This window comes from Microbacterium paludicola, assembly GCF_039529675.1.
Taxonomy (GTDB): domain Bacteria; phylum Actinomycetota; class Actinomycetes; order Actinomycetales; family Microbacteriaceae; genus Microbacterium; species Microbacterium paludicola.
Genome location: NZ_BAAANG010000018.1, coordinates 1 through 25789, shown reverse-complemented (window position 1 = coordinate 25789; position 25789 = coordinate 1). Strand labels below are relative to the sequence as shown.

The following is a 25789-nucleotide window of genomic DNA, read 5'->3' as shown; positions in this document are numbered from 1 at the left end:
TCGTCGACGGATGCGGAAGCCCCTGCCCGCATCCGGATCCGTGCACGGACGCTGAGAGCAGCAAGATGCAGGAGGCTCTCTGATGACAATGACCCCCGTTCGGAACACGACGCCGAGGAGGCCGGGGGCCGCCGGCACCACCGGCCGCGGCAACAGCGACTTCACCGCCCTGGCCCAGCGCATCCAGAGCCTCGGGCTGATGCGGCGCCGGTACGGCTACTACTGGACCAAGCTGATCGGCCTGCCGCTCGCGGTGGTGGCGACGATCGTGGCATTCATCCTGATCGGCGACACCTGGTGGCAGCTCATCACCGCGGTGGTCTTCGGCATCCTGTTCGCACAGGTGGCCTTCCTCGGCCACGACGCCGCACACCGCCAGATCTTCGCCTCCGGCAAGGCCAACGACTGGGCGAGCCTGGTGATCGGCAACCTCTTCGTCGGGATGAGCTACGGCTGGTGGCGCCACAAGCACACGCGCCACCACGCCAATCCGAACAAGCAGGGCGCCGACCCCGACATCGAGCTGCCCGTGATCGCCGTGACCCCCGACCGGGTCGAGCGGGTCCGCAATCCGCTGCTCAAATGGGTGATGTCGCACCAGGGCTGGTTCTTCTTCCCGATCCTGCCCCTTGAAGGGCTCTCCCTCCACGCCTCCAGCGTGCGGCGGGTGCTCGCACGCGACCGCGTGGAACGCCGGTGGGCCGAGATCGTGTTCCTCGGCGTCCGCCTCATCGGGTTCGTCGTCTTGGCGTTCCTCATGCTGTCGCCGGGGCTCGCCTTCGCCTTCCTCGGCGTTCAGCTGGGGTCTTCGGGTTCTACATGGGCATCATGTTCGCCCCGAACCACAAGGGCATGGCGGTGGTGCCGCACGAGACGAAGCTCGACTTCCTGCATCGCCAGGTGCTCACGAGCCGGAACGTGCGCGGCAGCCGGCTGCTGGACATCGCCATGGGCGGGCTCAACTTCCAGATCGAGCACCACCTGTTCCCTCGATGCCGCGCCCGCACCTGCGACAGGCGTCGCGGATCGTGGCCGCGTACTGCCGAGAGCGCGGCGTGCCGTACACGTCGGTCAGCCTGTGGCGCTCCTACGCGGCGGTCGTCCGCTACATCAATCGCGTGGGGCTCGGCGAGCGCGACCCGTTCGAGGGCCCGCTCGTCGCGCAGCGCCGCACGCAGTGAGCCGCAAGGACTAAGCGCGAGCGGCCGACCCCGCGGGGCCGTGCGGGCGCGGGCAGAGCAGCCAGGTGTCGACGGCCGGTTTGTCACGGACGGTGCCGAGCGCGAACGCGCAACCGTGCTGCCCCAGCTCGGCGCCGGCGAGCAGGATCGTCAGCTCGTCGGCCCCACGCAGGGCAGACGCCCCGGTGAACTCCGGCCTGCCTCACGCCTCGAAGACCACCTCGAATGCTGCCCAGCCGTGCCGCTCGCCGTTGACCTGCGCCTGGACGGCGTGCTCGCCGGGGTGATGCACGCGAGTGGTCATCGGCCGCAGCGCGTGACGCTTGGTGAACACGGCGGTCTCGCCGGATGCCAGGCGGCGGGTGCCCAGCTTGAACACCTTCGGCGCCGTGCTTCCGTTGGCCCTCATGTAGTGGATCACGTAGTCGACGGCCGCGTCGGCGGCTTCCGGCCCATCGTTGGTGACCGCGATGCTCAGGCCAACGGCCCCGGGAAAGGGCACGGTCGTCTCGCGGAGGCTGATCGCGCCGACCGTGAAGGTCGACGCCGCGTATCCCAGCAGGGCGAGCGCCCCGGGGTTCCCCTTCTTGACCAGCGTCCGCAGCCCGCGCTTCACCACCGCCGGCGTCGTCGCGTCGGGGGCCGCCAGCCATCGAGCCGCCGTGGCGACGACGACATCCGGAGCGTGCCGGCTGAGATCGTTGAGGTGGTTGCCGACCGACCGCCGCACGTAGTCGCTCGGGTCGCGGTACAGCGCATCCAGGATCGGCAGGGTCGCGTCCGGGGCCTCGATCAGCGACCTCACCCGGATCGCCCACGGGAGGTAGGCGCGGGTGCCCTCGCTCGCGAGGCGGCGCACGTGCTCGTCTTGGCTCGTCGTCCACGACTGCACGATCGGCAGCGCCCGCGCGAGGTCGTGCGCGAGCAGCCGCCGGATCGGGAACTCGGCCGTCAGCCTCCCCGTCAGTTCAGCCATCAGCGCCATGGCGCCGTCGAACGCGTGGGGCGTGCCCTCCGCGAGCGCACGCGTGGTGACGGACTCACCCACGGGCCAGACGATCCACCCGCCGAACGCCGGATCGGCGAGCATCGCGCGCACCACGCTCGCCAGTCGTGAAAAGCCCTGCGGAATCGCTTCGTCGAGAGACGCGGCCACGAGGTCGGTGCGTTCGCGAAGACTCAGCGGCCGCAGCCGTTCGTCCGGGATGCCGCTCAGCACCGCCACATCCGCGTTGAGATCCACCGCCGCGATCCGCTCAGCCAGATCGTCGATCACGCTCGTGTTGATCAGCTCGTTCATCGCGCCCACGGGATCAGTCCTTCCGAAGCCGGAACCGCTCGTACCCGCCCAGGTGGATGGCTTGTACGCCTTCGACAGCTTGGATCGGGATGCGGTAGTAATTCAGGTCGCCGTCGATCACGAAGAACTCATCGATCTCGTCTGGGGTGTAGATCGTGCGTCCGCCGCTCGTCGTCGACAGGTACACCTTCCATGTCGATCCGACGCGCACTGTCGTCGTCTTCACCTGTACCCGTCGGATCCCGCCCAGCCCTCCAACGAGAAGGTCGTACCGACATGGTTCCAACGGCCACGACACCTGGTTCCCCTCAAGGGCGAACCAGCCTGCCGCAAGCATCGACCCTGCGCGTCTCAGGTTCGCACTGTCGAACCGTGATTCGGTGGTGAGCCCCGCCATCTGCATGACCCCACGCTAAACGGGGCCACCGACATCGCCGCGCGGGTAATGGAATCGGGCCGATGCTCCCCAGGTCGAGACCCAGCGCCTGCGTAGAACGATGCCGACCGTCGGATGTCCGTCACCTCGATCGAAGCCCTCACCGGGTGATCAGCTAGCGTCATGAAGCCACCATGCTCCCGAAGTCCGTGACAGCCATCCGCGGTTCCGAGCATGCTCGGCACGGTGACTGACCTTTCGCACGCCGCAGACCGGGGCTGCGGCCGACGGATACGACAAAGCCCTGGTGAGAATTTCTCTCACCAGGGCTCCTCTGTCGGGATGACAGGATTTGAACCTGCGACCCCCTGACCCCCAGTCAGGTGCGCTACCAAGCTGCGCCACATCCCGATGCCCGCACTCGCGCGCGGACAACTCGACAAGTCTACCCGGTCGCGGATGCTGCCGCGAACCGGTCCCGTCGCGCGTGTCCGAGGCCCGTCCTAGGGTGGCCGCATGGCTCAGATCACGACCCGGACGGCAACGATCGCCGAGTGGGATGCGGTGCAGGCCGCGCTGACCGGCGGCGGCGACGGACGCTCGTGCCAGTGTGTATGGCCGCTCGTGCCGAACAAGGACTGGAACGCGCTGTCGGTCGACGACCGCCGCGAGATGTTGCGGGGCGAGATCGCCGCCGGCCCGCCACCGGGGCTCGTCGCCTACGTCGATGACGACGCCGCGGGATGGATCCGGATCGGACCGCGCGCGGCTCAGCACCGGGTGCTACGCAGCCGGGTGGTGCGGAGCGGATCGACCGAGCCGCTCGACGATGATTCCGTCTGGGCCGTCACCTGCTTCTCGGTGCGGAGGGAACACCGTGGTCAGGGCCTCAACGGCGCGCTGCTGGAGGCCGCCGTCGACTACGCGCGCGGCAGCGGGGCGCGGATCATCGAGGGCTACCCCATCGCCACCGACCTGACAAAGGCCTCCACCAACGCGCTCTACGTCGGCGCCTTGTCGACGTTCCTGGACGCCGGGTTCCGGGAGGTCTCCCGACCCACCGATACCCGGGTGGTCGTCGCACTCGAACTGTGACCGGGGCTACTGCTTGGTCGCGCGCTCGATGGACATGACCAGGATCACGCGATCGGCACGATCCGGCGGCGGCGTCTGGCTCGGGTTGCCGTAGCGGTTCTGCAGCCGCACGTAGAACGCGCCCTCGGGGTCGGGCACGACCTCCACGAGGCCGCCGGCGACCTCGAGGTAGCGGAACACGTTCTCGGGGTCGGTCACCGAAAGCGCCATCGACGGGTTGTGCTGCAGGTTGCGGTACTTCTGGCGCTTCGTGGTGTGTGTGAAGCGGATGTGCTCGCCGTCGAACTCGAACCACATCGGCGTGACCTGCACCGTGTCGTCGGGGCGGATCGTGCCGAGGTGACCGTACAGCGGCTGCTCAAGGAGATGGCGATAACCGGCCGGGATGATGTCGTCAACGCTGGTCATGCCTCCAGTCTGGCGTGCCTTCCCGCCTTCCGGGCTCGCCTACGATGATTCGATGAGCGAAGGGGCATCCGTCCGCGTCGATGCGTGGCTGTGGGCGATCCGCGTCTACAAGACGCGCTCGGCCGCCACGACCGCCTGCCGCGCCGGGCACGTCCGCGTCAACGGCTCCCACGCGAAGGCGGCCCAGACCGTGCGCCCCGGCGATGAGCTGCGGGTGCGGATCAACGGGTTCGACCGGATCCTCGTGGTGCGTCAGACGATCGCCAAGCGCGTGGGCGCCGCGGTCGCGGCGACCGCGTTCGAGGACCGCACCCCTCCCCCGCCGTCACGGGAGTTCGCGGGTCTCGTCGCCGTGCGCGAGCGTGGCGCGGGCCGCCCGACCAAGCGGGAGCGCCGCGAGATCGACCGACTGCACGGCCGAGGCTGACCGCCCGCGCGCCGGGTATCTCTCTCGAAGCGGATCAGCCGAGCAACTCGAGCAGCCATCGCGCTCCGTGCACGGTCGCCCCGGCCTCCTCGGCACGCGCCCGCAACCCGCGATCACTCGTGACCACGGTGACGGTGCGCCCATCCTCGACCAGCGCCGCGGTCTCGGTGGCGATCGTGTCATCACCCTCGCCGGCGGCGCGCACCGTGCGGACGCCGTCGACATCCATCACGTCGCGCGCCTTCCCCTCGACGACCACGACGAATTCCGGGAACCAATGCGTCGCGCCCAGGCCCAGCGCCTCGGCGGGCACCCCGGCGGGAGCGATGCCCGCCACGCGGGTCAGCAGCCGCTCGGTCGCGCCCGAGCGGTCCTTCCACCAGCCATCGGGTACGGATCCGACGACGTTCGCCGCGTCGACGACGACCACCGGATGCACGTGAACCAGGTCGCGCAGCGACGTCCATGCTGCGGCGAACCCGGGATGCAGCGGGTGCTGATCGACCTGCTCGATGGAGGTCCACTCGACGGCGAGACTCTCGGGATCCGTCACCGCCCCCGCGAAGTGCTCGACGACGTCCGCGACGACCGTTGTGTACGACCACACGCCGAGATCCAGCACGTGGGTGAAGCGTGGGCGCACCGCGGTGCTCGGCACGCCGGCCTCCTCGGAGGCTTCGCGCAGCGCGCCGTCGATCGCCGGCTCACCCTGGTGCAGGGCCCCGCCGGGCAGCGCCCACGTCCCCCCGTGGTGGCTCCAGCCGACGCGGTGCTGCAGCAGCACCCCACGCTCGGCGTCGAAGGCCATCAGTCCTGCCGCGCCGAAGCGCCCCCAGTACCGCTCGCCGGTGTCCGCGACGACCCAGGCATCACCCGGGTCGCGCGGGCCGTCGAACCGCGGAGGTTCGCCGGGGCGGGCAGGTTCGATGGTCACCCGTCCAGACTCTCACAGCCAGCGTAATGAGGTCGGGGCGTGACAGCGCGGACTGCCGAAGCCCCTGTGCGAGCGCGCCCCGCGCGCGAGCGTGCGCGCCCATGGCGTGCCACCTCACGCCCCCCGATGGAGCGAAGCGACAGCGTCCACAGCCACGAGCGGCATCCGCGAAGCGGGTGCCCGAGCGGATGCGGGAGGCGTGAGAAAAAGAACGCGCGAGCGAAGCGAGCTAAGGCTCGCGCTCAGCGGGTACTAAGGATTACCGCTGGCGGCGCTCCCGCACCCGCATGTTGATCACGATCGGCGTTCCCTCGAAGCCGTACAGCTCGCGCAGGCGGCGCTGAACGAAGCGGCGGTAGCCGGGGTCGAGGAAGCCGGTCGTGAACAGCACGAACGTCGGCGGGCGCGTGCCGGCCTGCGTGCCGAACAGGATGCGCGGCTGCTTGCCACCGCGCAGCGGGTGGGGGTGCTCGGCGATGAGCTCCGAGAGGAACGCGTTGAACTTGCCGGTCGGGATGCGCTGATCCCACGACTCGAGGGCGGTCTCGAGCGCGGGCACGAGCTTCTCGAGGTGGCGTCCGGTCTTCGCCGAGATGTTCACGCGCGGCGCCCAGGCGACGTGCGCGAGGTCGGTCTCGATCTCGCGCTCGAGCATGCGGCGGCGGTCGCCGCCGCGACGGTCGTCCTCGAGCAGCTCGTCCCACTTGTTGAACGCGAGCACGAGCGCCCGGCCCGATTCGAGCACGAGGTCGATGATGCGCACGTCCTGCTCGCTGATCGGCTGGCTCACGTCGAGCACAACGACCGCGACCTCGGCCTTCTCGAGCGCGGCGGAGGTGCGCAGCGACGCATAGAAGTCGGCGCCCTGCTGCAGGTGAACGCGGCGGCGGATGCCTGCCGTGTCGACAAGGGTCCACAGCTTGCCGCCGAGCTCGACGATCTCGTCGACCGGGTCGCGCGTGGTGCCGGCGAGCTCGTTGACGACGACGCGCTCCTCGCCCGCCGCCTTGTTCAGCAGCGACGACTTGCCCACGTTCGGGCGGCCCAGGATGGCCACGCGGCGCGGGCCGCCGATCTCGTGCTTCGCGACGGCGGAGACCTCGGGCAGAACCTTCATGATGGCGTCGAGCAGGTCGGCCACGCCGCGGCCGTGGATGGCAGAGACCGGGTGCGGCTCGCCGAGACCGAGGTTCCACAGGGCGTAGGCCTCGGGCTCGTGGCGGGCGTCGTCGATCTTGTTGGCGACGAGGAACACGGGCTTGTCGGTCTTGCGCAGCAGTCGCACGACGTGCTCGTCGGTCGCGGTGGCGCCGGTCATGGCGTCGACGACGAACAGCACGACGTCGGCCAGGTCGATCGCGACCTCGGCCTGCAGCGCGACAGAGCGGTCGATGCCCTTGGCGTCGGGTTCCCACCCGCCGGTGTCCACCAGCGAGAAACGGCGGTCGAGCCACTCGGCCTTGTAGGTGACGCGGTCGCGCGTCACGCCCGGCGTGTCCTCGACGACGGCCTCGCGGCGTCCGAGGATCCGGTTCACGAGCGCGGACTTGCCCACGTTCGGGCGTCCCACGATCGCCACCACCGGCAGGGCCGGGAGGTACTCGATGCCGTCCTCGCCGCGCTCGACGCCGGCGAGCAGCTGGGCGTCCTCGGCGTCGAGGTCGTAGTCCGCGAGGCCCTGGCGCAGCGTGGCGGCGCGGCGCTCGGCGAGCTCCTCGTCCACCTCCGCGAGGCGCTCGGCAAGGCGGTCCGGCTTGCCTTCGTATTCTTCGTCAACGGCCATGCTGGCCTCCCTCGTTCCCCGAGCGGGAGCCGTCGGCGGTCCCGCTGAGCTTTCGGTCGATCACCGCGAGAACGGCGTCGATGGTCTGTTCGAAATCCAAGTCGGTGGAGTCGACGACGTCGACCCCCGGATCGGCCTGCGCCAGATCCAGCACGTGGCTGTCCGACTCGTCGCGCGCGTTGATCGCCGCCGCGACCGTCGCGGTGTCGGCGCCGAGCTCGAGCCCGCGCCGCGTCGCGCGCACCTCGGGCGATGCGGTCATCAGGATGCGCACGGGTGCGTCGGGCGCGACGACCGACGTGATGTCGCGACCCTCGATGACAACGCCGTCGAGTCCCGACTCCCCCGCCAGCCGACGGTAGATGGCGTTCAGGTAGGCGCGCACCTCGGGTACGCGCACAAAGCCCGCGATCGCCGCGGTCACCTCGGGCGTGCGGATCTCGCCGGTCACATCGACTCCGCCGACCGTGACCGTGCGGTCGTCCGGGTGCAGGCCGAGCCGCAGCTCGAAGCCGCCGAGCGCGTCGATCACGGCGTCGGCGTCGGTGGTGTCGATGCCCGACTCGCGCAGGTGCCACGACAGCCCGCGGTAGCCGGCGCCGGTGTCGAGGTAGCCGTATCCGCGGCGACGGGCGACCTCCTTCGAGACGCTCGACTTGCCGGATCCGGCAGGTCCGTCGATCGCGATGATGGGGCTCTGATGCTCAGTCATGTGTCGTGCTCGCAATCCGCCATCCACGCTGCTCGAGGCCTTCGACCGCGGCCCGCAGCACGCCCGGCACCACGCTGATCTCCGCGAGGCCGAACTGCGCGCCCGGTGAGTGCTCGAGGCGCAGGTCCTCGATGTTGATGCCCAGCTCGCCGAGGTCGCCGAACAGGCGCCCCAGCTGGCCGGGGGTGTCGTCGACCATCACCACGAGAGGCTCGAAGCGACGGCGCTGGCCGTGCTTCCCCGGCAGGCGCTCGACGCCCTCGTTGCCGCGCCGGATCGTGTCGGCAAGGGTCCGGCGGGACCCTGCCGCGTCCGGGTGGCGTAGGGCCTCCGCGAACGACGACAGATCGGCGGCGAGCGCATCGAGCACATCCACCACGGGGGCGGCGTTGGCGCCGAGGATCTGCACCCACAACTCGGGAGCCGAATGGGCGATGCGCGTGGTGTCGCGCACCCCCTGACCGGCGAGGCGCAGCGACTCGTCGGGGGCCTCTGTGAACCGGCTCGCCAGGAGGCTCGCCACGACCTGAGGCACGTGCGACACGAGGGCCACGGAGCGGTCGTGCTCCTCGGGCGTCATCTCGATCGGCATCGCGCCGAGATCGAGCGCCAGGTCCTCGACGAGGGCGAGGTCGGCGGCGGGGGTCTCGCCGTCGCGGCAGACCACCCAGGGCCGCCCCGTGAAGATGTCGGCGCGTGCCGAGATGGCGCCGCCGCGCTCGCGGCCGGCCATCGGATGCGAGCCGATGTAGTGCGTGAGGTCGACGCCGCGGGAGCGCAGCTCCTCGAGCGGTCCGAGCTTGACCGATGCGACATCCGTGACCACGGCGCCGGGGAACCGCTCGAGCTCGCGCTGGACCACGTCGGCGGTCACATCCGGCGGCACCGCCACGACGATCAGGCGGGGCGCGTCGCCCTCGGCCTCCGCGCGTCCGGCGCCGTAGTCGATCGCGAGGCGCAGCTGCGTGGGAGACGTGTCGGTCAGGATGACATCGACGCCGTGGGCACGCAGGGCGTGGCCGATCGAGGCGCCGAGCAGGCCGGCGCCGACGATCCGCACCGGGCCGGTGGTGCGGCGGACGCGGCCGGGAACCAGCGGATCGCGCGCAGGCACGACAGTGTCGCTCACGAGTTCTCCGGCTTCTCTCTCGAAGGGGGCGCCTCCCCCGACGGATCGGCGGACGCTTCGGCGTCGGATCCGCGGCGCGAGAGAGTCAGCAACGCGCCGCGCTCCACTTTAGTCAACTCGCGCGCCCGGCCCACTGGGAGGGTTCCCAGGTGCAGCGGGCCGAACTGGCGCCGCACGAGCTCGACGACGGGGTGCCCGACGGCGGCCATCATCCGGCGCACGATCCGGTTGCGTCCCGAGTGCAGCGTGAGCTCCACGAGGCTCGATCCGCCCGAGGTGTCGAGCAGCCGCGCCTTGTCGGCCGCGATGGGCCCGTCCTCGAGCTCGATCCCGCGCGTCAGAGTGGCGATCGTCTGCGGGGTGACCGTGCCCTCGACCTTCGCGATGTACACCTTCGTCACGCCGAACGACGGGTGGGCGAGCACCTGGGCGAGCTCGCCGTCGTTGGTCAGCACGAGCAGGCCCGACGTGTCGTAGTCGAGGCGCCCGACGTTGAACAGGCGCTCCTCCCAGTCGGTCGTGAAGGCGCGCAGGTCGGTCCGGCCGCGGTCGTCCTTCATCGAGCTGATGACGCCTGTGGGCTTGTTGAGCATCACGTAGCGCTTGCCCGCATCGAGCTGCACGGCGGTGCCGTCGACGTCGACGAGGTCGTTCTCCGGGTCGATGCGCGAACCGAGCTCGGTCACGACCTGACCGTTGACGCGCACGCGCCCCTCGACGATCAGCTGCTCGGACACCCGCCGCGAGGCCACGCCCGCGTTCGCGAGCACCTTCTGCAGGCGCACTCCTTCGGCCTCTTCACTCATGCGATCACGTCCTCAAATCCGTCGGATCCGTCATCCAGCAGCGGGGAGATCGGCGGCAGCTCGTCGAGCGAGTTGATCCCCAGCTGCTGCAGCAGCAGGTCGGTGGTGCCGTACAGGATGGCGCCGGTCTCCGGATGCGTCGCCACCTCGGTGATGAGACCGCGCGCGAGCAGGGTGCGCACCACGGAGTCGACGTTCACCGCGCGGATGGAGGCGACCTGCGAGCGCGTCACCGGCTGCTTGTAGGCGATCACCGCGAGAGTCTCGAGCGCCGCCTGCGACAGCCGCGCCGGCGCCTGCCCCCCGACGAAGCCGGCCACCATGTCGTCGTACTCGGCGCGCACGTAGAACCGCCAGCCGCCGCCGACCTCGCGCAGCTCGAAGCCGCGCTCGGGGGTGCCGGCCCGCCCGTCGTAGTCGTCGACGAGCGCGGCGAGGGCCTTGCGCACAGCAGGGACCGGGGCGCCCACGGCGGTCGCCAGCGAGACGACGCTGAGGGGCTCGTCGGCGATCATCAGGATCGCCTCGAGCCGCTGCGCGATGCCGCCGGGGAACTCCGCCGGCTCCTCCGCGGCCTGCTCGACGGGCTCGAGCACGGGCTCGGCCGGCTCGGTCGTCTCGGTCGTCGTCTCATCGGTCATAGTCGGCCCCCAGGGTCGCCAGCGTCTCGTCGGACCAGTGATCCGCCGTCCAGGTCAGGGTGAGCTCGCCGAGCGGCTCGAGCTGCTCGAAGCTGATCGCGGCGTGCCGGTACAGCTCCAGCACCGAGATGAAGCGTGCCACCACGATGCCGGCCTCGGACACGCCCGACACCAGCTCCCGGAACGTCAGCCGCTCCGAGCTGCGCAGCAGCGTCACGACCACCGCCGCCTGCTCGCGGATGCTGACGAGCGGGGCGTGAAGGTGGTCGAGACCCACGCGCGGGATCTCCCGCGGCGCGAACGCGAGCATCGCGATCGCGGCGAAGTCATCCGGCGTCAGCGTCCACACCAGCTCCGGCGTCTTCGCGCGGTACTTCGGATCGAGCGGGACGCTGCGCGTGTGCCGGCGGTCCTCGCCCTGCAGCCCCGCGGCGAACCAGGCCGAGACCTCCTTGAACGCGCGGTACTGCAGCAGCCGGGCGAACAGCAGATCGCGCGCCTCGAGCAGCGCGACGGATTCGGCGTCGACGAGCTCGCCCTGCGGCAGGAGCCCCGCCACCTTCATGTCGAGCAGGGTCGCCGCGACCACCAGGAACTCGGACGCCTGATCCAGCTCCTCGTCGGGCCCGAGATCGCGGAGGTAGGCGATGAACTCGTCGGTGACCTTCGACAGCGCGACCTCGGTGATGTCCATCTCGCGCTGCGAGATGAGGTTCAGCAGCAGGTCGAACGGGCCGTCGAAATTCGTCAGCGAGACACGGAACCCCGTCTCCGGGGCGTCCGCGGCGGGATCCGGCGCGGCGGTCTGGGGCTCCGAGTCAGGCGACGGCGCCACGGGACACAAGCTCCCGCGCCAGGCGCAGGTAGGCCTGGGCGGCCGGGTGCTGAGGCGCGAACTCGGTGATCGGCATCCCCGACACGGAGGCGTCCGGGAACTTCACGGTGCGGCCGATGACGGTCTCGAGCACGTCGTCGCCGAAGGCCTCGACGATCCGCTCGAGCACCTCGCGCGAGTGGAGGGTGCGCGGGTCGTACATCGTGGCGAGCAGGCCGTCCAGCTGGATGGACGGGTTCAGCCGGTCGCGGACCTTTCCGATAGTCTCGATCAGGAGGGCCACGCCGCGCAGGGCGAAGAACTCGCACTCCATCGGGATCAGGACGCCGTGGGCGGCGGTGAGCGCGTTGATCGTGAGCAGACCCAGCGACGGCTGGCAGTCAACGAGGATGACGTCGTACTCGGGCGCGACCTTGCGCAGCACGAGCGAGAGGATCTGCTCGCGCGCGACCTCGTTGACGAGGTGCACCTCGGCCGCCGAGAGGTCGATGTTGGCGGGGATGACATCGAGGCCCTCGGTCGCCGTGGGCACGATCGCCTCGTGCGGGTCGCGCTTGGTGTCGAGCAGCAGGTCGTAGATCGTGGGCACGTCGTGGGCCTGCACGCCGAGGCCGACCGTCAGGGCGCCCTGCGGGTCGAAGTCGACCGCGAGCACCTTGCGGCCGTACGACGCCAGCGCCGCAGCAAGGCTGATGGTGGTCGTCGTCTTGCCGACGCCGCCCTTCTGGTTGCACAGCGCGATGATGCGCGCCGGGCCGTGCCGGTCGAGCTTCTCCGGCGTCGGGAACCCGTGATACGGCCGCCCGGTCTCTCCCAGGATGACGTCATCCTGCTTCTTCGCCCGGGTCTTGTTGTCCGCCACCGATACTCCCGCCTTAGACATGCTTGGTCGATTGTAGCGATGCCCGCCCGTCCGGCCCGTGACCGGCCCCGGCGATCCGGCATCCGGGCGCTCGCCGGGAGGGCTCAGCGGGCCCGCGGGTGGCTGGTGACGTACACGTCGCGCAGCGTGTCGACCGTGACGTGCGTGTAGATCTGCGTCGTGGCCACCGACGAGTGACCGAGCAGCTCCTGCACGACGCGCACGTCGGCGCCGCCCTGCAGCAGGTGCGTGGCGAACGAGTGCCGCAGCGTGTGGGGCGACACGTGCGCGGTGAGCTGCGCCTTCTCGGCCGCGGCCTGGATCACCAGCCACGCGCTCTGCCGCGACAGCGGAGCGCCACGCGCGCCGAGGAACAGCTTGGGGCTCGCTTTCCCCCGCGTCGCAAGATCCGGGCGCACACGGGTGAGGTACGCGTCGACCGCGGCGCGGGCGAACGAGCCGACGGGAACGATCCGCTCCTTGTCGCCCTTGCCGCGAAGGCGCAGGATCTCGCCCGTGGCGAGGTCGTCGACGTCCAGCTGCACCGCCTCCGAGACGCGAGCCCCCGTCGCGTAGAGCAGCTCGAGCAGCGCACGGTCCCGGATTCCGATCGGATCCTCCGCCGACGGCGCGGCCAGCAGCCGCTCGACCTGCTCCACCGTCAGCGCCTTCGGCAGGCGCCGCGCCTGCTTCGGCGGCCGCAGTCGCTGCGAGGGGTCGGCATCCGCGATCCCCTCGCGCGCGAGGAACCGGTGGAGCCCGCGCACCGACGATTGCAACCTCGCGAGCGACGACGCCGCGGGAGGTGGAACGGTGGACGCCCGCTCGGCCGCGAACTCCGCGACGATCGCGGGGGTGACGTCGCCGGTGTCCGCGACGCCGCGCTCCCCCAGCCACTCGAGGTAGCCGGCGAGGTCGCGGCGGTACGCGGCGACGGTGTGGTCGGACAGACCGCGCTCGATCGTGACGTGACGCAGGTAGGCGTCGACCGCGCGATCCAGCTTCATGAGCAGGCGAGCCGCATCAGCGCCTCACTCCGAGGCGCTCGCCTGCCGACGCAGCTTCTCGGCGGCGAGCAGCACGCCGAGCATCATGGCGCCGTTGGCGACCCGCCCGCCGAGCACGGCCGTCACCGCGTCCTCGATCGGCACCCACGCGATCCTGATGTCCGCCTCCTCGCCGTCGCGCGCGAACACCTCCGGGGCGGCCGACAGGCCGGTGGCGAGATAGATGTGGATGATCTCGTCGCTGCCCCCGGGGGTCGGCGCCATGCGCGCGAGCTTCTCCCAGTGCTCCGCGGCGAGGTCGACCTCCTCGGCGAGCTCGCGCTTGGCCGTGTCGAGCGGATCCTCGCCCTCGATGTCGAGCAGGCCGGCCGGGATCTCCCAGTCGCGCATCCGGATCGGATGGCGGTACTGCTGGATCAGCAGGACGCGCTCCTGGTCGTCGATCGCGACGACCGCGACCGCGCCCGTGTGGTCGACGTAGTGCCGGATCAGCTCGTGGTCGTTGTAGAGGAAGCGGTCCTCGCGGACGTCCCACACGCGCCCGTCGAAGACGGTGCGCGAGTCGCGCACGTCGACCTCGAAGGGCTCGTCGTGGAGATCCAGGGCGGTCTCGATCGCGGAGTCGGCCACGTCAGGCGGTCTCCACCTCGAACAGCTCGCTCGCGCGGTGGCGGTCCACCGCCGCGCCGACGAGGCCGCGGAACAGCGGGTGCGGCTCGGTGGGACGCGAGCGCAGCTCGGGGTGCGCCTGCGTGGCGACGTAGTACGGGTGCACGTCGCGCGGCAGCTCGATGAACTCGACGAGGTTCAGGTCGGGGTTGATCCCCGAGAACACGAGGCCCGCGTCGGCGATCTGCTGGCGGTAGGCGTTGTTGACCTCGTAGCGGTGGCGGTGCCGCTCGTGCACCTCGGTCGCCCCGTACACCTCGGCGATGATCGAGCCCTCGTCGAGCTTCGCGGGGTAGAGACCGAGGCGCATCGTGCCGCCGAGGTCGCCGCCGGCAAGGATGTCGACCTGCTCCGCCATGGTGGCGATGACCGGGGCCGACGTCTCGGGGTCGAACTCGCTCGACGACGCGTCCTCGATGCCCGCGACGTGGCGCGCGTACTCGATGACCATGCACTGAAGGCCGAGGCACAGGCCGAGCGCGGGAATGCCCTGCTCGCGGGCGAAGCGCAGCGCGCCGAGCTTGCCCTCGATACCCCGGATGCCGAAGCCGCCGGGAACGCAGATCGCGTCGACGTCGGACAGCTGCTTGGCGGCGCCCTCGGGCGTCTCGCACGTGTCGGACGGGATCCAGCGGATGTTGACCTTGACCTCGTGCGCGAAGCCGCCGGCCTTGAGCGCCTCGGTGACCGACAGGTAGGCATCCGGCAGGTCGATGTACTTGCCGACGAGCCCGACCGTGACCTCGAGCTTCGGGTTGTGCACCGCCTGCAGCACGGTGTTCCAGCGGGTCCAGTCGACCTCGCCGGACTTCTCGCCCAGGCCGAGGCGGCGGACGATGTACGAATCGAGGCCCTGCTCGTTGAGGGTCGACGGGATGTCGTAGATGCTCGGCAGGTCGACGGTGTTGATCACGCCCTCGATGTCGACGTCGCACATCAGGGCGATCTTGTTGCGGTTCGACTCGCTCACGGGGCGGTCGCTGCGCAGGACGAGGGCGTCGGGCTGGATGCCGACCTGGCGGAGCGCGGCGACGGAGTGCTGGGTGGGCTTCGTCTTCTGCTCGCCCGAGGCCCCCATGAACGGCACGAGCGAGACGTGCACGAAGAACACGTTGTCGCGGCCGAGCTCGTGACGCAGCTGGCGCGCCGCCTCGAGGAACGGCTGCGACTCGATGTCGCCGACGGTGCCGCCGACCTCGGTGATGATGACGTCGGGCTGGGGGTCGGCCTGCGACTGCAGACGCATGCGGCGCTTGATCTCGTCGGTGATGTGCGGGATGACCTGCACGGTGTCGCCGAGGTACTCGCCGCGGCGCTCCTTGGCGATGACCTCCGAGTAGATCTGGCCCGTGGTGACGTTCGCGGCCTGGCTCAGGTTCACCCCGAGGAACCGCTCGTAGTGGCCGATGTCGAGGTCGGTCTCGGCGCCGTCGTCGGTGACGAACACCTCGCCGTGCTGGAACGGGTTCATGGTGCCCGGATCGACGTTCAGATACGGGTCGAGCTTCTGCATCACGACGTGCAGACCGCGGGCCGTCAGCAGATTGCCGAGGCTCGCCGCGGTGAGTCCCTTGCCGAGCGAGGAGACCACACCACCCGTCACGAAGATCTGCTTGGTGGTGGTCTCGGATCCCGCGCCAGGTGTCTGCATCACGGGCTTCGATCCTAACAGTCGTTGCTCCGAACGGGCCGAGCGGCGCGTCGTCCGGTCCCGCACCGCGGGATGCGGATCATCCTGCCACGCGCCCTGCGCGCGTCGCGACAAGCGACCACGCGGCGGCCGCCACGGCGGCGAGCACGCACACGACAAGCACCGCAAATGCGGGTTCGTCTCCCGACCAGTCTCCGGTCGTCCAGACGAAGACCGGAAGCGTCGCCGCGGCGGCCGCAGGCGCCACCCAGCGGGCAACGTCGCGGAGCACTCCCGGCCGCAGCCGCGAGCCGCGGATGATGCCGACCGCGCCGGCGGCGAGCGCGAGCAGGCTCAGCGCGACCGTCGCCGCGGGCGGGACGTCGCGCCACGCGTTCCACAGCCACGCGCCCGCCCGGTCCGGCTCCTCGAGCGCTCCCTCGTCGAACGTGAGGCGCAGGCCGAGGTCGTCCCCGTCGTCATCCGGTTCGGGCGTGAGGACATACGAGACCGTGTCGCCGTCGCGGACGACGCGATCCGGCTCCCTCAGTTCGAAGTCCCATCCCTGTCGGTACGCGAGCGCGTCGACCGCGGTCGCGGCGTCGGCGAGCTCGGCGGGAACCGTGAGGGTCACGCCCACCCGCTCCACCTGGACGCGGGTGTCCATATCGAACTCGAGCAGTCCCTCCCACCCGAAGGTCCATCGTGCGTTCAGCGCGGTCCAGCGGATCTCGTCGTGCCATTCGCCTCCGGAGGCCGACGTGATGACCGGATCCTCGAGGCGGTAGGAGATCACGACGTCGTGCTCGCCCTCCAGGGCATCGGGCATCGTCGTCTGCAGCAGCGCCTTGCCCTCGAGCCGGCTGGTGACGAACTCCACCGGCTCGCCGTCGACGGTCACGGAGGTCACCACCAAGCCGGTGTTGACCCCCTCGGCGCGGTCGGTCCACTGCCGCATCACCTGCGGCACGCGGCTTGTGCTGCCGGAGATGCTCACGGCGAGACGCTCCTCGACCGCCAGCGTGAAGCCGCCGTCCGCGTCCCGCTCGAGCACGCCGTCCGCGTCGAACTCCCGCACGAACATCCCGTAGCTGCCTGGCACGTCGCCGCGGAAGACGGCGTCCTCCTCGGGACGCACGGTCGGCGACGGCACGAGGTTGGCGAGCGCGAACGCCGCGACGATCAGCAGCACCGCTCCCGCGCGCAGGGCGATCCGGCCTCCGCCGAGCAGCGCCGGGTCGCGGGCTACCGTGCGGTCGACGCCCGCGTCGTCCATCGCGCGCCGCACGATCGCCGCCGCGCGGCGCGGCGGCGCGAACATCACCGCGTACGGAAGCAGCGGGTCGCGAAGCGTCGCGCGTTCGGCGACGAGGGTCTTCTCGGCGAAGAGCCGGATGCCGAGCAGGTGCTCACGGGCGAACGTCCCGCGCCGCGTCAGGGGGCGGGCGGTGTAGGCGATGGCGAGCACCGCGAGCCCGAGCGCCGTCGTGAGGGCGACGACCGCGACGGGCCACCAGTAGACGCTGAGCGGGAACTGGTGCGACAGCTGCCGCGCGAGCCCGAGCTGCAGCACGGGCAGCGCCAGCGATGTGCCGGCGAAGTTGTCGCGCACGAACCCGGCCGGCACCCGGCGCAGTCCGCGCCGGAACGTGTCACGCCAGGCGGGCGCCCCGAGGTACTCGCGCCACGCATGCGGCCAGTTTCCGACCCGCCCCGTGCGGTGAAGCTCGCGGACGAGGGCCCGCCGAGCGGCGCCGCGGCGCGCGCCGGTGTCCCCCTCCGGGCGTTCGCGCCTCCTGCGCCGCCACAGCCGCGAGAGCCCCTTCGCCTTTGGCTGGGCGGGGCCGGTGGTGAGTGTCTCCTGGTAGTCGGCGAGCGCGCGCACGAGCGGCGCGGTGCCGACCGCGCGCCACAGCCGTGCGGCCACGGTGGCCGGGAGATCGGGATCCGGCTGCGACTGCGGCACGAACCACGCCCGCCCACGCGCGTCGCCCCACGCGACCGCGCGCGCCGCGAGCGCGAGCAGCAGCACGAGCGCCGCGGCCAGCAGCGGAACGAACGGCCCCACGACCATGACCCAGTACAGGATGGGCGGCGCGGGCATCGCGAACGTGCCGGGATCGAAGTGCATCCGGAACCAGTACGCGCTGTGCGGCGGCAGGTTCTGGTCGGTGACCACCTCGTACGTGATCGTCTCGGGGGTCTCGCTGTCGGCGGTGAGCTCGACGCTGCTGCTCACGAGCAGCCACGAGAGCCCGGCGCGAGGATCGCGGGCGAACGCGTCGACGAGGTCGCGCGGCACCGTGACGGAGACGGTCGTCGACCCCGATCCGTGGCTCCAGTCGGGGCCGAAGGCGTCCCACTCGAGCTCGTCCGTCCATTTGCGCGTCGACTCGTCGAACGCGGCGTGCGCGACGTCCTGCAGCGTGTAGCGCAGGACGAGGTCGTGATCGCCCTCGAGCCGCTCCCCCGCGTCGACGAAGAACTCCGTGCGCGTGCCGCGTTCGCGGACCTCTGGCTCGATGCTGACCCCGTCGAACTCGGCCGACACGAGCGTGGGACGCACGTCGTGCCCCTCGTACTGCCCGGCGATCACCCGCTCGATGCCCGACTCGTCCGCACCGTCGGGGAAGACGGCGGTGATGCGCTCCTCGACCTCCATCCGCAGCCGTCCGTCGGCATCGCGGACAAGCGTGTAGTCGGCCTCGAAGGAGCGCGCGATCCAGGTCTCGTCGCTCGTCCCGGCCGCCTCGATGTAGTCGTCGAAACCCATCGGCTCGTTGATGACGGGGCCGACCAGCAGCAGGATCCCCACCGCCGCGACCACGGACCAGACCGCACGCGCGGCGAGCCGCGTCCCCCGCGATCCACGCGCCCGGGATCGCGCCTCGATCCGCAGCAGAGCCGCCGACAGCCACCGGTACAGCGGCGTCTGCCTCCGCGGTGGGACGGGGACGGCGTCGTCCGGTCGCACGTCGTCAGCGGCCGGATGGTGCTCGGTCATGCCCGAACGGAGCCGAGCTCAAGCAGCTCGCGCGCGTGGGTGAGGGCCGCGTCCGAGTCGGTGAGCCCCGACAGCAGCCGGGCCATCTCGGCCTCCCGCTCGGCACCATCAAGCCGCGTGACGCTCGACGACGTGACGGATCCGTCGTTCGCCTTGACCACGCTGAGATGGTTGCCCGCGAATGCCGCGACCTGGGCGAGGTGCGTCACGGCGATCACCTGCGAGGTCTCGGCGAGCCGCGCCAGGCGCCGACCCACCTCGATGGCGGCGGCACCGCCGATGCCCGCGTCGACCTCGTCGAAGACGAACGTCGGCACCGGATCGGTCTGCGAGATCACGACCTCGATCGCGAGCATCACGCGGCTGAGCTCACCGCCCGACGCGCCCTTCGACACGGGGCGTGGCTCCGCGCCGGGGTGCGGGGCGAGCAGCAGCGCCACCTCGTCGCGGCCATGCGTCGACTCGGCGCCGGGCGAGACCTCGACCTGAAGGCGGGCGTCGGGCATGGCGAGCGCGTGGAGCTCCTCGGTCACCGCCTCCGACAGCCGCGCCGCCGCCTGGGTGCGCGCGGCGGTCAGCGCGTCGGCACGGGCATCCAGGATCTCCCGCGCCTCGGCGAGCTGGCCGCGCAGGCGCTCGACCCTGTCGCCGTCGTCATCCAGCTCGGCAAGCCGCGCCGATCCGTTCTCGAGCAGGGCGATCGCCGCGTCGAGCGATCCGTGTGCGCGAACGAGACCGTTCAGGATGGAGCGGCGCTCCTCCACTGCCGCGAGCTCGGCCGGACCCGTCTCGTCGAGGTCGGCGAGGAATCCCGAGAGCTCCACGGCGATGTCGGCGGCGCGGTAGCCGAGGTCGGCGAGCTGCTCGCCGAGGCCTGCGAGGGCCGGATCCGCCACCCGCTCGAGGGCGCGGCGCGCGTCGGCGAGAAGGGTGGAGACATCCACTCCGCCCTCCTCGCTCGAGAGCGACTCTCGGGCGAGGGCCGCGGCGGCCCGCAGCTCCTCGGAGTTCGCGAGGCGCTCGGCGCGCTCGGCGAGCGCGACATCCTCCCCGGGTTCGGGCGCTGCCTGCTCGATCTCGGCGAGCGTGGTGCGCAGGGCCTCCGCCTCGACGGCCCGGGCATCGCGATCCGTGACGAGCCCGGTGAGCTCGCGATCGAGGGCGCGCCAGGTGTCGTATGCCTCGCGGTACGCGGCGAGCGCATCGCGCACCGCATCGCCGGCGAACCGGTCGAGGGCATCCCGCTGAGCCGCGGCCGTCTTCAGCCGCAGCTGATCCGACTGTCCGTGCACGACCACCAGGGCGTCGGCGAGATCGGCGAGCACTCCCGCGGGGGCCGCGCGTCCGCCGACGCTCGCGCGACTGCGTCCCTCCGCGGCGAGCGTGCGGGAGAGGTAGAGCTCGGCGCGGCCCCCGCCGATGGGCTCGAGGTCGCCGCCGGCCTCGCGGACGCGCTCGGCGACCGGCCCGTCCTCGGGCACGATCCAGACGCCCTCGACCGACGCCTGCGGCGCCCCGGCGCGCACCGCGCCGGAGTCGGCGCGCTGGCCGAGCAGCAGCCCGAGCCCCGTGACGACCATCGTCTTGCCGGCGCCGGTCTCGCCCGTGATCGCGGTGAACCCCGGCCCCATGGGCAGGCTCGCCTCACTGATCACGCCCAGGTCCTTCAGGCGCATCTCCTCGATCATGCGCTCACTCCGTCGCCTCCGGCAGGGCCATGAGCACGTCCGGGATCGTGTCGATCGCGCCGGTTCCGGCGGGCTCGCTCGGGCCGCGCCATCCGGCCACAGGCAGCTTGAACTTGCGCACGAGCCGGTCGGTGAAGGCCGCGGGATGCAGGCGCGCGAGCCGCACGGGGTTCGGCGAGCGGCGCACGGACACGCGCGCGCCGGGAGGGAGCGGATGCGAGCGGCGCCCGTCGCACCACAGGACAGCGGATGCGCCGGCCCCGCCCTCGAGCACCTCGACCGCGATCGCATGCTCCGGCCCGACGACGAGCGGCCGCGCGAACAGCGCGTGGGCCGACAGCGGCACGACGGCGATCGCCTGCACGGTCGGCCAGATCACGGGGCCGCCGGCCGAGAAGTTGTACGCGGTCGAGCCGGTCGGCGTCGCGATCACGACGCCGTCGGCGCCGAAGGTCGACAGCGGACGCTTGTCGATCTCCATGACGACCTCGATCATCTTCTCGCGACTGTCCTTCTCGACCGTCGCCTCGTTCAGCGCCCAGGTCTCGTACACGACGCGCCCCGAGCGGTCCTTCACCCTCACATCGAGCGCGAGACGCTCCTCCACGCCGTAGTCGCCGGCGATCGCGCGATGCACCGCGGAATCCATCGCGTCGCGCTCGATCTCGGCGAGGAAGCCGACGTGCCCCATGTTGATGCCCAGCACGGGCGCGGTGCTCTCGCGCACCAGCTCGGCGGCACGCAGGATGGTGCCGTCGCCGCCGAGGACGATCGCGAGATCGATGTCGGCGAGCGGCACGTCCCTCCCCAGCACCGCCACGTCGGCGAGCACGGGAGCCAGGGCCGACAGCTCGACGCGGTCCTCGTGCGCGAGCACCGGCACGGCGCCCGAGGCCCGCAGCAGCCCGGTCACGCGCACCGCCGCCTCGACGGTGTCCTCGCGATGGGCGTGCGCGACGACCAGGATCTTCCGCTCGCTCATCGGCCTCCGTCGCTGTCCGTCGGGTTGCGCGTCATCCCGCGCAGCACCGCTCGATCGTGGTCTTCCATTCTGTCGGATCCGTCCCTCGCCCCGGGGCGATGTGGATGAGCGTCTCCACATTCCCGTGCGTCCCGTGGATCGGTGAAGGAAGGACGCCCAGCGTGCCGAGTCCGAGATCCCTCGCCGTGAACAGCACCTCGAGGACGGCGTCGGCCCGCAGGCCGGCGTCCGTCACCACTCCCCCGCCGATCTTCGACCGGCCCACCTCGAACTGCGGCTTCACCAGCAGGATGACGTCGGCATCGCGCGATGCGACCTGCGCGACGGCGGGCAGCACCTGGGTGAGGGAGATGAAGGAGAGATCGCCGGTGATCACGGATGGCGCCGCGTCGACGCCGCTCGCGGCGGCAAGCGACTCCGCGGTCATGTAGCGGACGTTGTATCCCTCGACCGACCGCACGCCGCCGTCGATCGCGACCGATGGCGCGAGCTGGCCGTGGCCGACGTCCACGGCGATCACCGGGTCGGCGCCGCGCTCGCGAAGCACCTGCGTGAAGCCGCCGGTGGATGCTCCCATGTCGAGCGCGACCCTGCCCGCGACGTCGATGCCGAAGCCGTCGAGCGCGCCGATCAGCTTGTGCGCGCCGCGGCTGACGTAGTGGTCCGACTCGGTGACCGCGATGTCGGTCGCGTCATCCACCTTGATGGACGCCTTCGCGGCGACGCGGCCGGCGACCTGCACCCGCCCTTCCTCGATGAGGGTCGCGGCGTGCGTCCGCGAGCGCGCGAGGCCGCGCGCCGCGAGCGCAGCATCCAGCCGCTGCGTCATGTGCCGGGAGCCGGCTCCGGCGGCGCCTGGTCGAGTCGGCGCGCGAGTTCGTCGTGCAGGCTCGCGTATGCGGCCGCCCGGGCGGCGAGCGGCTGCCCCTCGATGACCCGCACGCGGCTCACGAGGCCTTCGGCGCCGTCGTTGTCTTCGCTCACGCGATCCAGGTTACGTGTCGCGGTCGCGCTCAGGAGCGTGCCGCGCGGAACGGGTCGGCGTACAGCCGCTCCGGCACGCGGAACCCGAAGATCTGACGCCCCGTGTCCCAGATCGCCTTGGCGGCGGCGCGCAGCAGGTCGATGGGCTCGCCCTCCGCGACGATCTGGACGTCGGCGCCGTCGATGCGGACCGCCGCGTCGCGCACCCACACGGTGTCGCCCTTCACCCTCGCGACGGGGTACGGCTCGAAGAGCTGGCGCAGGTCGCTCACGATGTACGTCGGCCGGCTGTCGACCGGGGCCGCCAGCACGTGCTTCGGCCGGTCGATGCCGGTCAGCACCAGCACCGACGGCACGCCCGCGCGATTCGCGCCGAGGATGTCGGTGTCCAGTCGGTCGCCGATGAACAGGGGCGATGTCGCGCCGAAGCGCGCGACCGCCTCATGGAAGATCGGCGCCTCTGGCTTGCCCGCGACGGTCGCCAGGCGTCCGACGGCCGTGTGGACGGCCGAGACGAGCGTGCCGTTTCCCGGCGCGATGCCTCGGGCCTGCGGGATCGTCCAGTCGGTGTTGGTGGCGATCCACGGGATGCCGCCCTCGTCCTCGGGAAGCTGCAGGGCGAATGCCGCCTCGGCGAGCTGGGTCCAGGAGACGTCGGGCGCGAAGCCCTGCACCACGGCCGCCGGGTCGTCCTCCGCGCTGCGCGTGACGACGAAGCCGGCCTTCTCGACCTCGATGACGAGCCCCTCGCCGCCGACGACGAGCACCGTCGATCCGGGCGCGACCTTCTGCGCCAGCAGTCGCATCGCCGCCTGCGGGCTGGTCACGACCTCGTCGGGCCGCGTGTGAAGCCCGAGCTCGACGAGGTGAGCCGCGACGGTCGCATCTGTGCGCGACGCGTTGTTGGTGATGTAGCCGAGGCGCCGTCCTTCGGCCGCCGCGCGGTTCAGGCTCTCGACCGCGTGCGGAAGCGCGCCGGGGCCCGCATAGACGACGCCATCGAGATCTGCCAGCACCACGTCCACGCCGTCGAGCGGCGTGCGCTGCGGCGCGCGCTTAGAAAAGAGCGCCATCGGGCCGTGCCTGTCCGTCGTCACCGCGCTTCTTCTCGCCGGAGGTGTCATCCTCAGCATCAGCCTCCGGGTCGGGCTCGGGCTCGGGCTCGACCGCAGCTTCGGCCTCGAGCTCCGGCTCGGCCTCGAGCTCCGGTTCAGCCTCGGGAGCCTCGTCGATCTCGGCGAGGATCTCCGCGACCTCGTCCTCGACGGTGAACTCCTCGTCGGAGGGCTCGTCCTCGGACGGCTCGTCCTCGGAGGGATCCTCGGCAGGGGCGTCGTCCTCCCCCGCGTCCTCGAGAGACGACTCGGCCGCAGCCTGCTCGTCCACGTCCACGTCCTCGTCGAGGGGCTCGTCCGGCAGCTCCTCCGTGTCGGCGTCGTCGATCTCGATGACGTCGAACTCGTCCTCGTCGACCGTGTGGCCGAGCGCATCGGCGGCGATCTCCGCGCGGCGGTGCCATTCGGCAGCCTCGTCGGTCAGTCCGAGGTCCTCGAGAACGGTGGCGCGCGCGGCGAACAGCCCCGGGCTCCACTCGAATGCGCGGTCGGGGTCGAGCTCCGGGATGTCGAGCTCGACGAGCGCAAGCTGGGTCTCGCCGAGGTCGAGGCGCGCTCCCGACATCGCGATGGCGAGTTCCACGCGCACGGCGGTGGGCAGCGCGGCCCGGTCGACCGCACGGCCCTCCTCGAGGGCGCGCTCGGGACGGCCGAGACCGCGCTCGCTGTCGACGATGAGCGCGATCAGGTCGTCTCGGCCGGTGATCCGGCGGTGGGTGCGCAGCTCGCGCAAGGCGAGCGCGAAGTCACCGACCGTGTAGGCCGTGATCGCGAGCGTCTCGCGCGCGACCGCGACGCGGCCGGCATGGCGCACCGCTGCCTGGGCGTGCTCATGCGCGAGCGCGGGATCCTCATCCAGCGTCCGCGCCGCCATCGCAAGGTGACGGGCGACACGCTCCGCGTTCTCCTTGCTCAGCGTCTTCAGCTCATTGCGGGCCGTGCTCGGCAGATCGCGCGGGGTGAGCTCCTCCGGCAGCTCCGGATCCGGGATCCGCACGTGCTCGGGCGGACGCGAGTTCGAACGCTCACGCCCATCGTCGCGGCGATCGAATCGACGGTCGCCGTCTCGCTGCGGACGGTCACCGTAGGAACGGCGCTCACCATCACGCTGGGGCCGGTCGCCGTAGGAACGCCGCTCACCATCCCGCTGCGGCCGGTCGCCGTAGGAACGCCGCTCACCATCCCGCTGCGGGCGGTCGCCGTAGGAACGACGCTCACCATCCCGCTGAGGGCGGTCACCATACGAACGACGCTCACCATCCCGCTGCGGACGGTCACCGTACGAACGGGGACGATCACCGTCACGCTGCGGACGGTCGCCATAGGAACGCGGACGATCACCATCGCGTTGCGGGCGGTCACCGTAGGAACGGCGCTCACCATCGCGTTGCGGGCGGTCACCATAGGAACGGGGACGGTCACCATCGCGTTGCGGGCGGTCACCATAGGAACGGGGACGGTCACCATCCCGCTGCGGCCGGTCACCATAGGAACGGGGACGGTCACCATCCCGCTGCGGCCGGTCACCATAGGAACGGGGACGGTCACCATCGCGCTGCGGACGGTCACCATAGGAACGCGGCTTATCGCCGTCGCGCGAGTAACGAGCACGGTCGCCATCGCGCTGCGGGCGATCACCGTACGAACGAGGGCGGTCGCCATCCCGCTGAGGGCGATCGCCGAACGAACGACGCTCACCATCGCGCTGCGGACGGTCACCGTACGAGCGGGGACGATCACCGTCACGCTGCGGACGGTCACCGTACGAGCGGGGACGATCGCCATCGCGCTGCGGGCGATCTCCGTACGAACGGGGACGATCGCCATCGCGCTGGGGCCGGTCGCCGTACGAGCGGGGCTTGTCGCCATCCAGCGAGTAACGGGGGCGGTCGCGATCACGCTGCGGGCGATCTCCATACGAACGACGCTCGCCGTCGCGCTGCGGGCGGTCGCCATACGAGCGCGGCTTGTCGCCGTCGCGCGAGTAACGCGGACGATCGCCGTCACGCTGCGGACGGTCGCCGTTACCGCGAGGGCGGTCGCCGTCGCGACGCGGGCCCTGCCCGCCCTGTCCAGAGGAGCCACGGTTGTCGCGGCGCTCGTCCCGTCCTCGGTCCGGTCGGTCGTCGTCAGCCATGTTCACTCCTCTAGAGATACCCGTATAAATGCAGAAGGGCCACCCGTCGTTGGGTGGCCCTTCTGTTCACGTGAAGTCCGGCGG

General features: G+C 71.2%; 24 protein-coding genes, 1 tRNA gene and 1 pseudogene. 4 read left to right on the top strand and 22 right to left on the bottom strand.

Translation table 11 applies throughout. The annotated features are described in order from the left end of the window. Nucleotides 1-88 precede the first annotated feature (88 nt). Nucleotides 89-1181, top strand: a pseudogene (locus tag ABD161_RS15980) (fatty acid desaturase family protein). Nucleotides 1182-1383: 202 nt separating this feature from the next. Here ABD161_RS15980 and ABD161_RS08410 read toward each other — a convergent pair. From ABD161_RS08410 to ABD161_RS08400, 3 genes are all read right to left on the bottom strand, one after another. Beyond that, nucleotides 1384-2481, bottom strand: coding sequence for a DNA alkylation repair protein (locus tag ABD161_RS08410; protein ID WP_344001895.1), 1098 nt, complete (start codon nucleotides 2479-2481; stop codon nucleotides 1384-1386). 13 nt (nucleotides 2482-2494) lie between these two features. Next, a complete protein-coding gene (locus ABD161_RS08405) occupies nucleotides 2495-2884 on the bottom strand; it encodes a PDDEXK-like family protein (RefSeq protein WP_135115330.1) in 390 nt (129 codons plus the stop codon). A gap of 310 nt (nucleotides 2885-3194) precedes the next feature. Further along, a tRNA-Pro gene (locus tag ABD161_RS08400) sits at nucleotides 3195-3268 on the bottom strand. A gap of 105 nt (nucleotides 3269-3373) precedes the next feature. On the opposite strand from ABD161_RS08400, the gene ABD161_RS08395 reads away from it, so the two are divergent. Next, the gene (locus ABD161_RS08395) at nucleotides 3374-3952 is read left to right on the top strand and encodes a GNAT family N-acetyltransferase (protein WP_135115272.1); all 579 of its coding nucleotides are present in this window, start codon (nucleotides 3374-3376) and stop codon (nucleotides 3950-3952) included. Nucleotides 3953-3958: 6 nt separating this feature from the next. Here the strand turns inward: ABD161_RS08395 and ABD161_RS08390 are convergent, their stop codons facing one another. Further along, entirely contained in the window at nucleotides 3959-4360 is a 402-nt protein-coding gene (locus ABD161_RS08390; RefSeq protein WP_135115273.1) for a PPOX class F420-dependent oxidoreductase, read from the bottom strand. A gap of 52 nt (nucleotides 4361-4412) precedes the next feature. On the opposite strand from ABD161_RS08390, the gene ABD161_RS08385 reads away from it, so the two are divergent. Beyond that, the gene (locus ABD161_RS08385) at nucleotides 4413-4787 is read left to right on the top strand and encodes an RNA-binding S4 domain-containing protein (RefSeq protein ID WP_344001493.1); all 375 of its coding nucleotides are present in this window, start codon (nucleotides 4413-4415) and stop codon (nucleotides 4785-4787) included. Nucleotides 4788-4821: 34 nt separating this feature from the next. Here ABD161_RS08385 and ABD161_RS08380 read toward each other — a convergent pair whose 3' ends face one another. From ABD161_RS08380 to ABD161_RS08295, 18 genes are all read right to left on the bottom strand, one after another. Then, nucleotides 4822-5721, bottom strand: coding sequence for an NUDIX domain-containing protein (locus tag ABD161_RS08380; protein ID WP_344001492.1), 900 nt, complete (start codon nucleotides 5719-5721; stop codon nucleotides 4822-4824). A 259-nt stretch (nucleotides 5722-5980) separates the two neighbouring features. Continuing rightward, on the bottom strand, nucleotides 5981-7504 hold the full coding sequence (gene der, locus ABD161_RS08375) for a ribosome biogenesis GTPase Der (protein WP_344001491.1): 1524 nt from the start codon (nucleotides 7502-7504) through the stop codon (nucleotides 5981-5983). Continuing rightward, nucleotides 7494-8216 (bottom strand): (d)CMP kinase, encoded by a 723-nt coding sequence (gene cmk, locus ABD161_RS08370; RefSeq protein ID WP_344001489.1) that lies wholly within the window; start codon nucleotides 8214-8216, stop codon nucleotides 7494-7496. The genes der and cmk overlap by 11 nt, the downstream gene beginning before the upstream one ends. Then, on the bottom strand, nucleotides 8209-9345 hold the full coding sequence (locus ABD161_RS08365; protein WP_344001487.1) for a prephenate dehydrogenase: 1137 nt from the start codon (nucleotides 9343-9345) through the stop codon (nucleotides 8209-8211). The genes cmk and ABD161_RS08365 overlap by 8 nt, the downstream gene beginning before the upstream one ends. Next, on the bottom strand, nucleotides 9342-10151 hold the full coding sequence (locus ABD161_RS08360) for a pseudouridine synthase (protein WP_135115278.1): 810 nt from the start codon (nucleotides 10149-10151) through the stop codon (nucleotides 9342-9344). The genes ABD161_RS08365 and ABD161_RS08360 overlap by 4 nt, the downstream gene beginning before the upstream one ends. Next, the gene (scpB, locus tag ABD161_RS08355) at nucleotides 10148-10792 is read right to left on the bottom strand and encodes an SMC-Scp complex subunit ScpB (RefSeq protein ID WP_135115279.1); all 645 of its coding nucleotides are present in this window, start codon (nucleotides 10790-10792) and stop codon (nucleotides 10148-10150) included. Before scpB ends, ABD161_RS08360 begins: the two co-directional genes overlap by 4 nt. After that, nucleotides 10782-11627 (bottom strand): segregation and condensation protein A, encoded by an 846-nt coding sequence (locus tag ABD161_RS08350; protein ID WP_344001483.1) that lies wholly within the window; start codon nucleotides 11625-11627, stop codon nucleotides 10782-10784. Before ABD161_RS08350 ends, scpB begins: the two co-directional genes overlap by 11 nt. After that, nucleotides 11611-12510: a ParA family protein gene (locus tag ABD161_RS08345; protein ID WP_167760795.1), complete on the bottom strand. Its 900-nt coding sequence runs from the start codon at nucleotides 12508-12510 to the stop codon at nucleotides 11611-11613. Before ABD161_RS08345 ends, ABD161_RS08350 begins: the two co-directional genes overlap by 17 nt. An 83-nt stretch (nucleotides 12511-12593) precedes the next feature. Next, nucleotides 12594-13496, bottom strand: coding sequence for a site-specific tyrosine recombinase XerD (gene xerD / locus ABD161_RS08340; protein WP_344001481.1), 903 nt, complete (start codon nucleotides 13494-13496; stop codon nucleotides 12594-12596). A gap of 24 nt (nucleotides 13497-13520) precedes the next feature. Further along, a complete protein-coding gene (locus tag ABD161_RS08335) occupies nucleotides 13521-14126 on the bottom strand; it encodes an NUDIX domain-containing protein (protein ID WP_344001479.1) in 606 nt (201 codons plus the stop codon). A gap of 1 nt (nucleotide 14127) precedes the next feature. Next, nucleotides 14128-15816: a CTP synthase gene (gene pyrG, locus ABD161_RS08330; protein ID WP_344001892.1), complete on the bottom strand. Its 1689-nt coding sequence runs from the start codon at nucleotides 15814-15816 to the stop codon at nucleotides 14128-14130. Between the two features lie 79 nt (nucleotides 15817-15895). Beyond that, the gene (locus ABD161_RS08325; RefSeq protein ID WP_344001477.1) at nucleotides 15896-18799 is read right to left on the bottom strand and encodes a DUF2207 domain-containing protein; all 2904 of its coding nucleotides are present in this window, start codon (nucleotides 18797-18799) and stop codon (nucleotides 15896-15898) included. Then, entirely contained in the window at nucleotides 18796-20487 is a 1692-nt protein-coding gene (gene recN / locus ABD161_RS08320) for a DNA repair protein RecN (RefSeq protein ID WP_344001475.1), read from the bottom strand. Before recN ends, ABD161_RS08325 begins: the two co-directional genes overlap by 4 nt. A 4-nt stretch (nucleotides 20488-20491) precedes the next feature. After that, the gene (locus ABD161_RS08315) at nucleotides 20492-21469 is read right to left on the bottom strand and encodes an NAD kinase (RefSeq protein WP_344001473.1); all 978 of its coding nucleotides are present in this window, start codon (nucleotides 21467-21469) and stop codon (nucleotides 20492-20494) included. 31 nt (nucleotides 21470-21500) lie between these two features. Continuing rightward, a complete protein-coding gene (locus ABD161_RS08310; RefSeq protein ID WP_344001471.1) occupies nucleotides 21501-22298 on the bottom strand; it encodes a TlyA family RNA methyltransferase in 798 nt (265 codons plus the stop codon). Continuing rightward, nucleotides 22295-22453 carry a hypothetical protein gene (locus ABD161_RS08305; RefSeq protein ID WP_344001469.1) on the bottom strand — a complete coding sequence of 53 codons (159 nt, stop codon included), beginning with the start codon at nucleotides 22451-22453 and terminating at the stop codon, nucleotides 22295-22297. The genes ABD161_RS08310 and ABD161_RS08305 overlap by 4 nt, the downstream gene beginning before the upstream one ends. 29 nt (nucleotides 22454-22482) lie before the next feature. Further along, entirely contained in the window at nucleotides 22483-23526 is a 1044-nt protein-coding gene (locus tag ABD161_RS08300) for an HAD-IIA family hydrolase (RefSeq protein ID WP_344001890.1), read from the bottom strand. Beyond that, entirely contained in the window at nucleotides 23510-24565 is a 1056-nt protein-coding gene (locus ABD161_RS08295; protein ID WP_344001467.1) for a hypothetical protein, read from the bottom strand. Before ABD161_RS08295 ends, ABD161_RS08300 begins: the two co-directional genes overlap by 17 nt. On the opposite strand from ABD161_RS08295, the gene ABD161_RS08290 reads away from it, so the two are divergent. Next, the coding region (locus ABD161_RS08290; protein ID WP_344001465.1) for a hypothetical protein at nucleotides 24566-25789 on the top strand (1224 nt) is incomplete at its 3' end.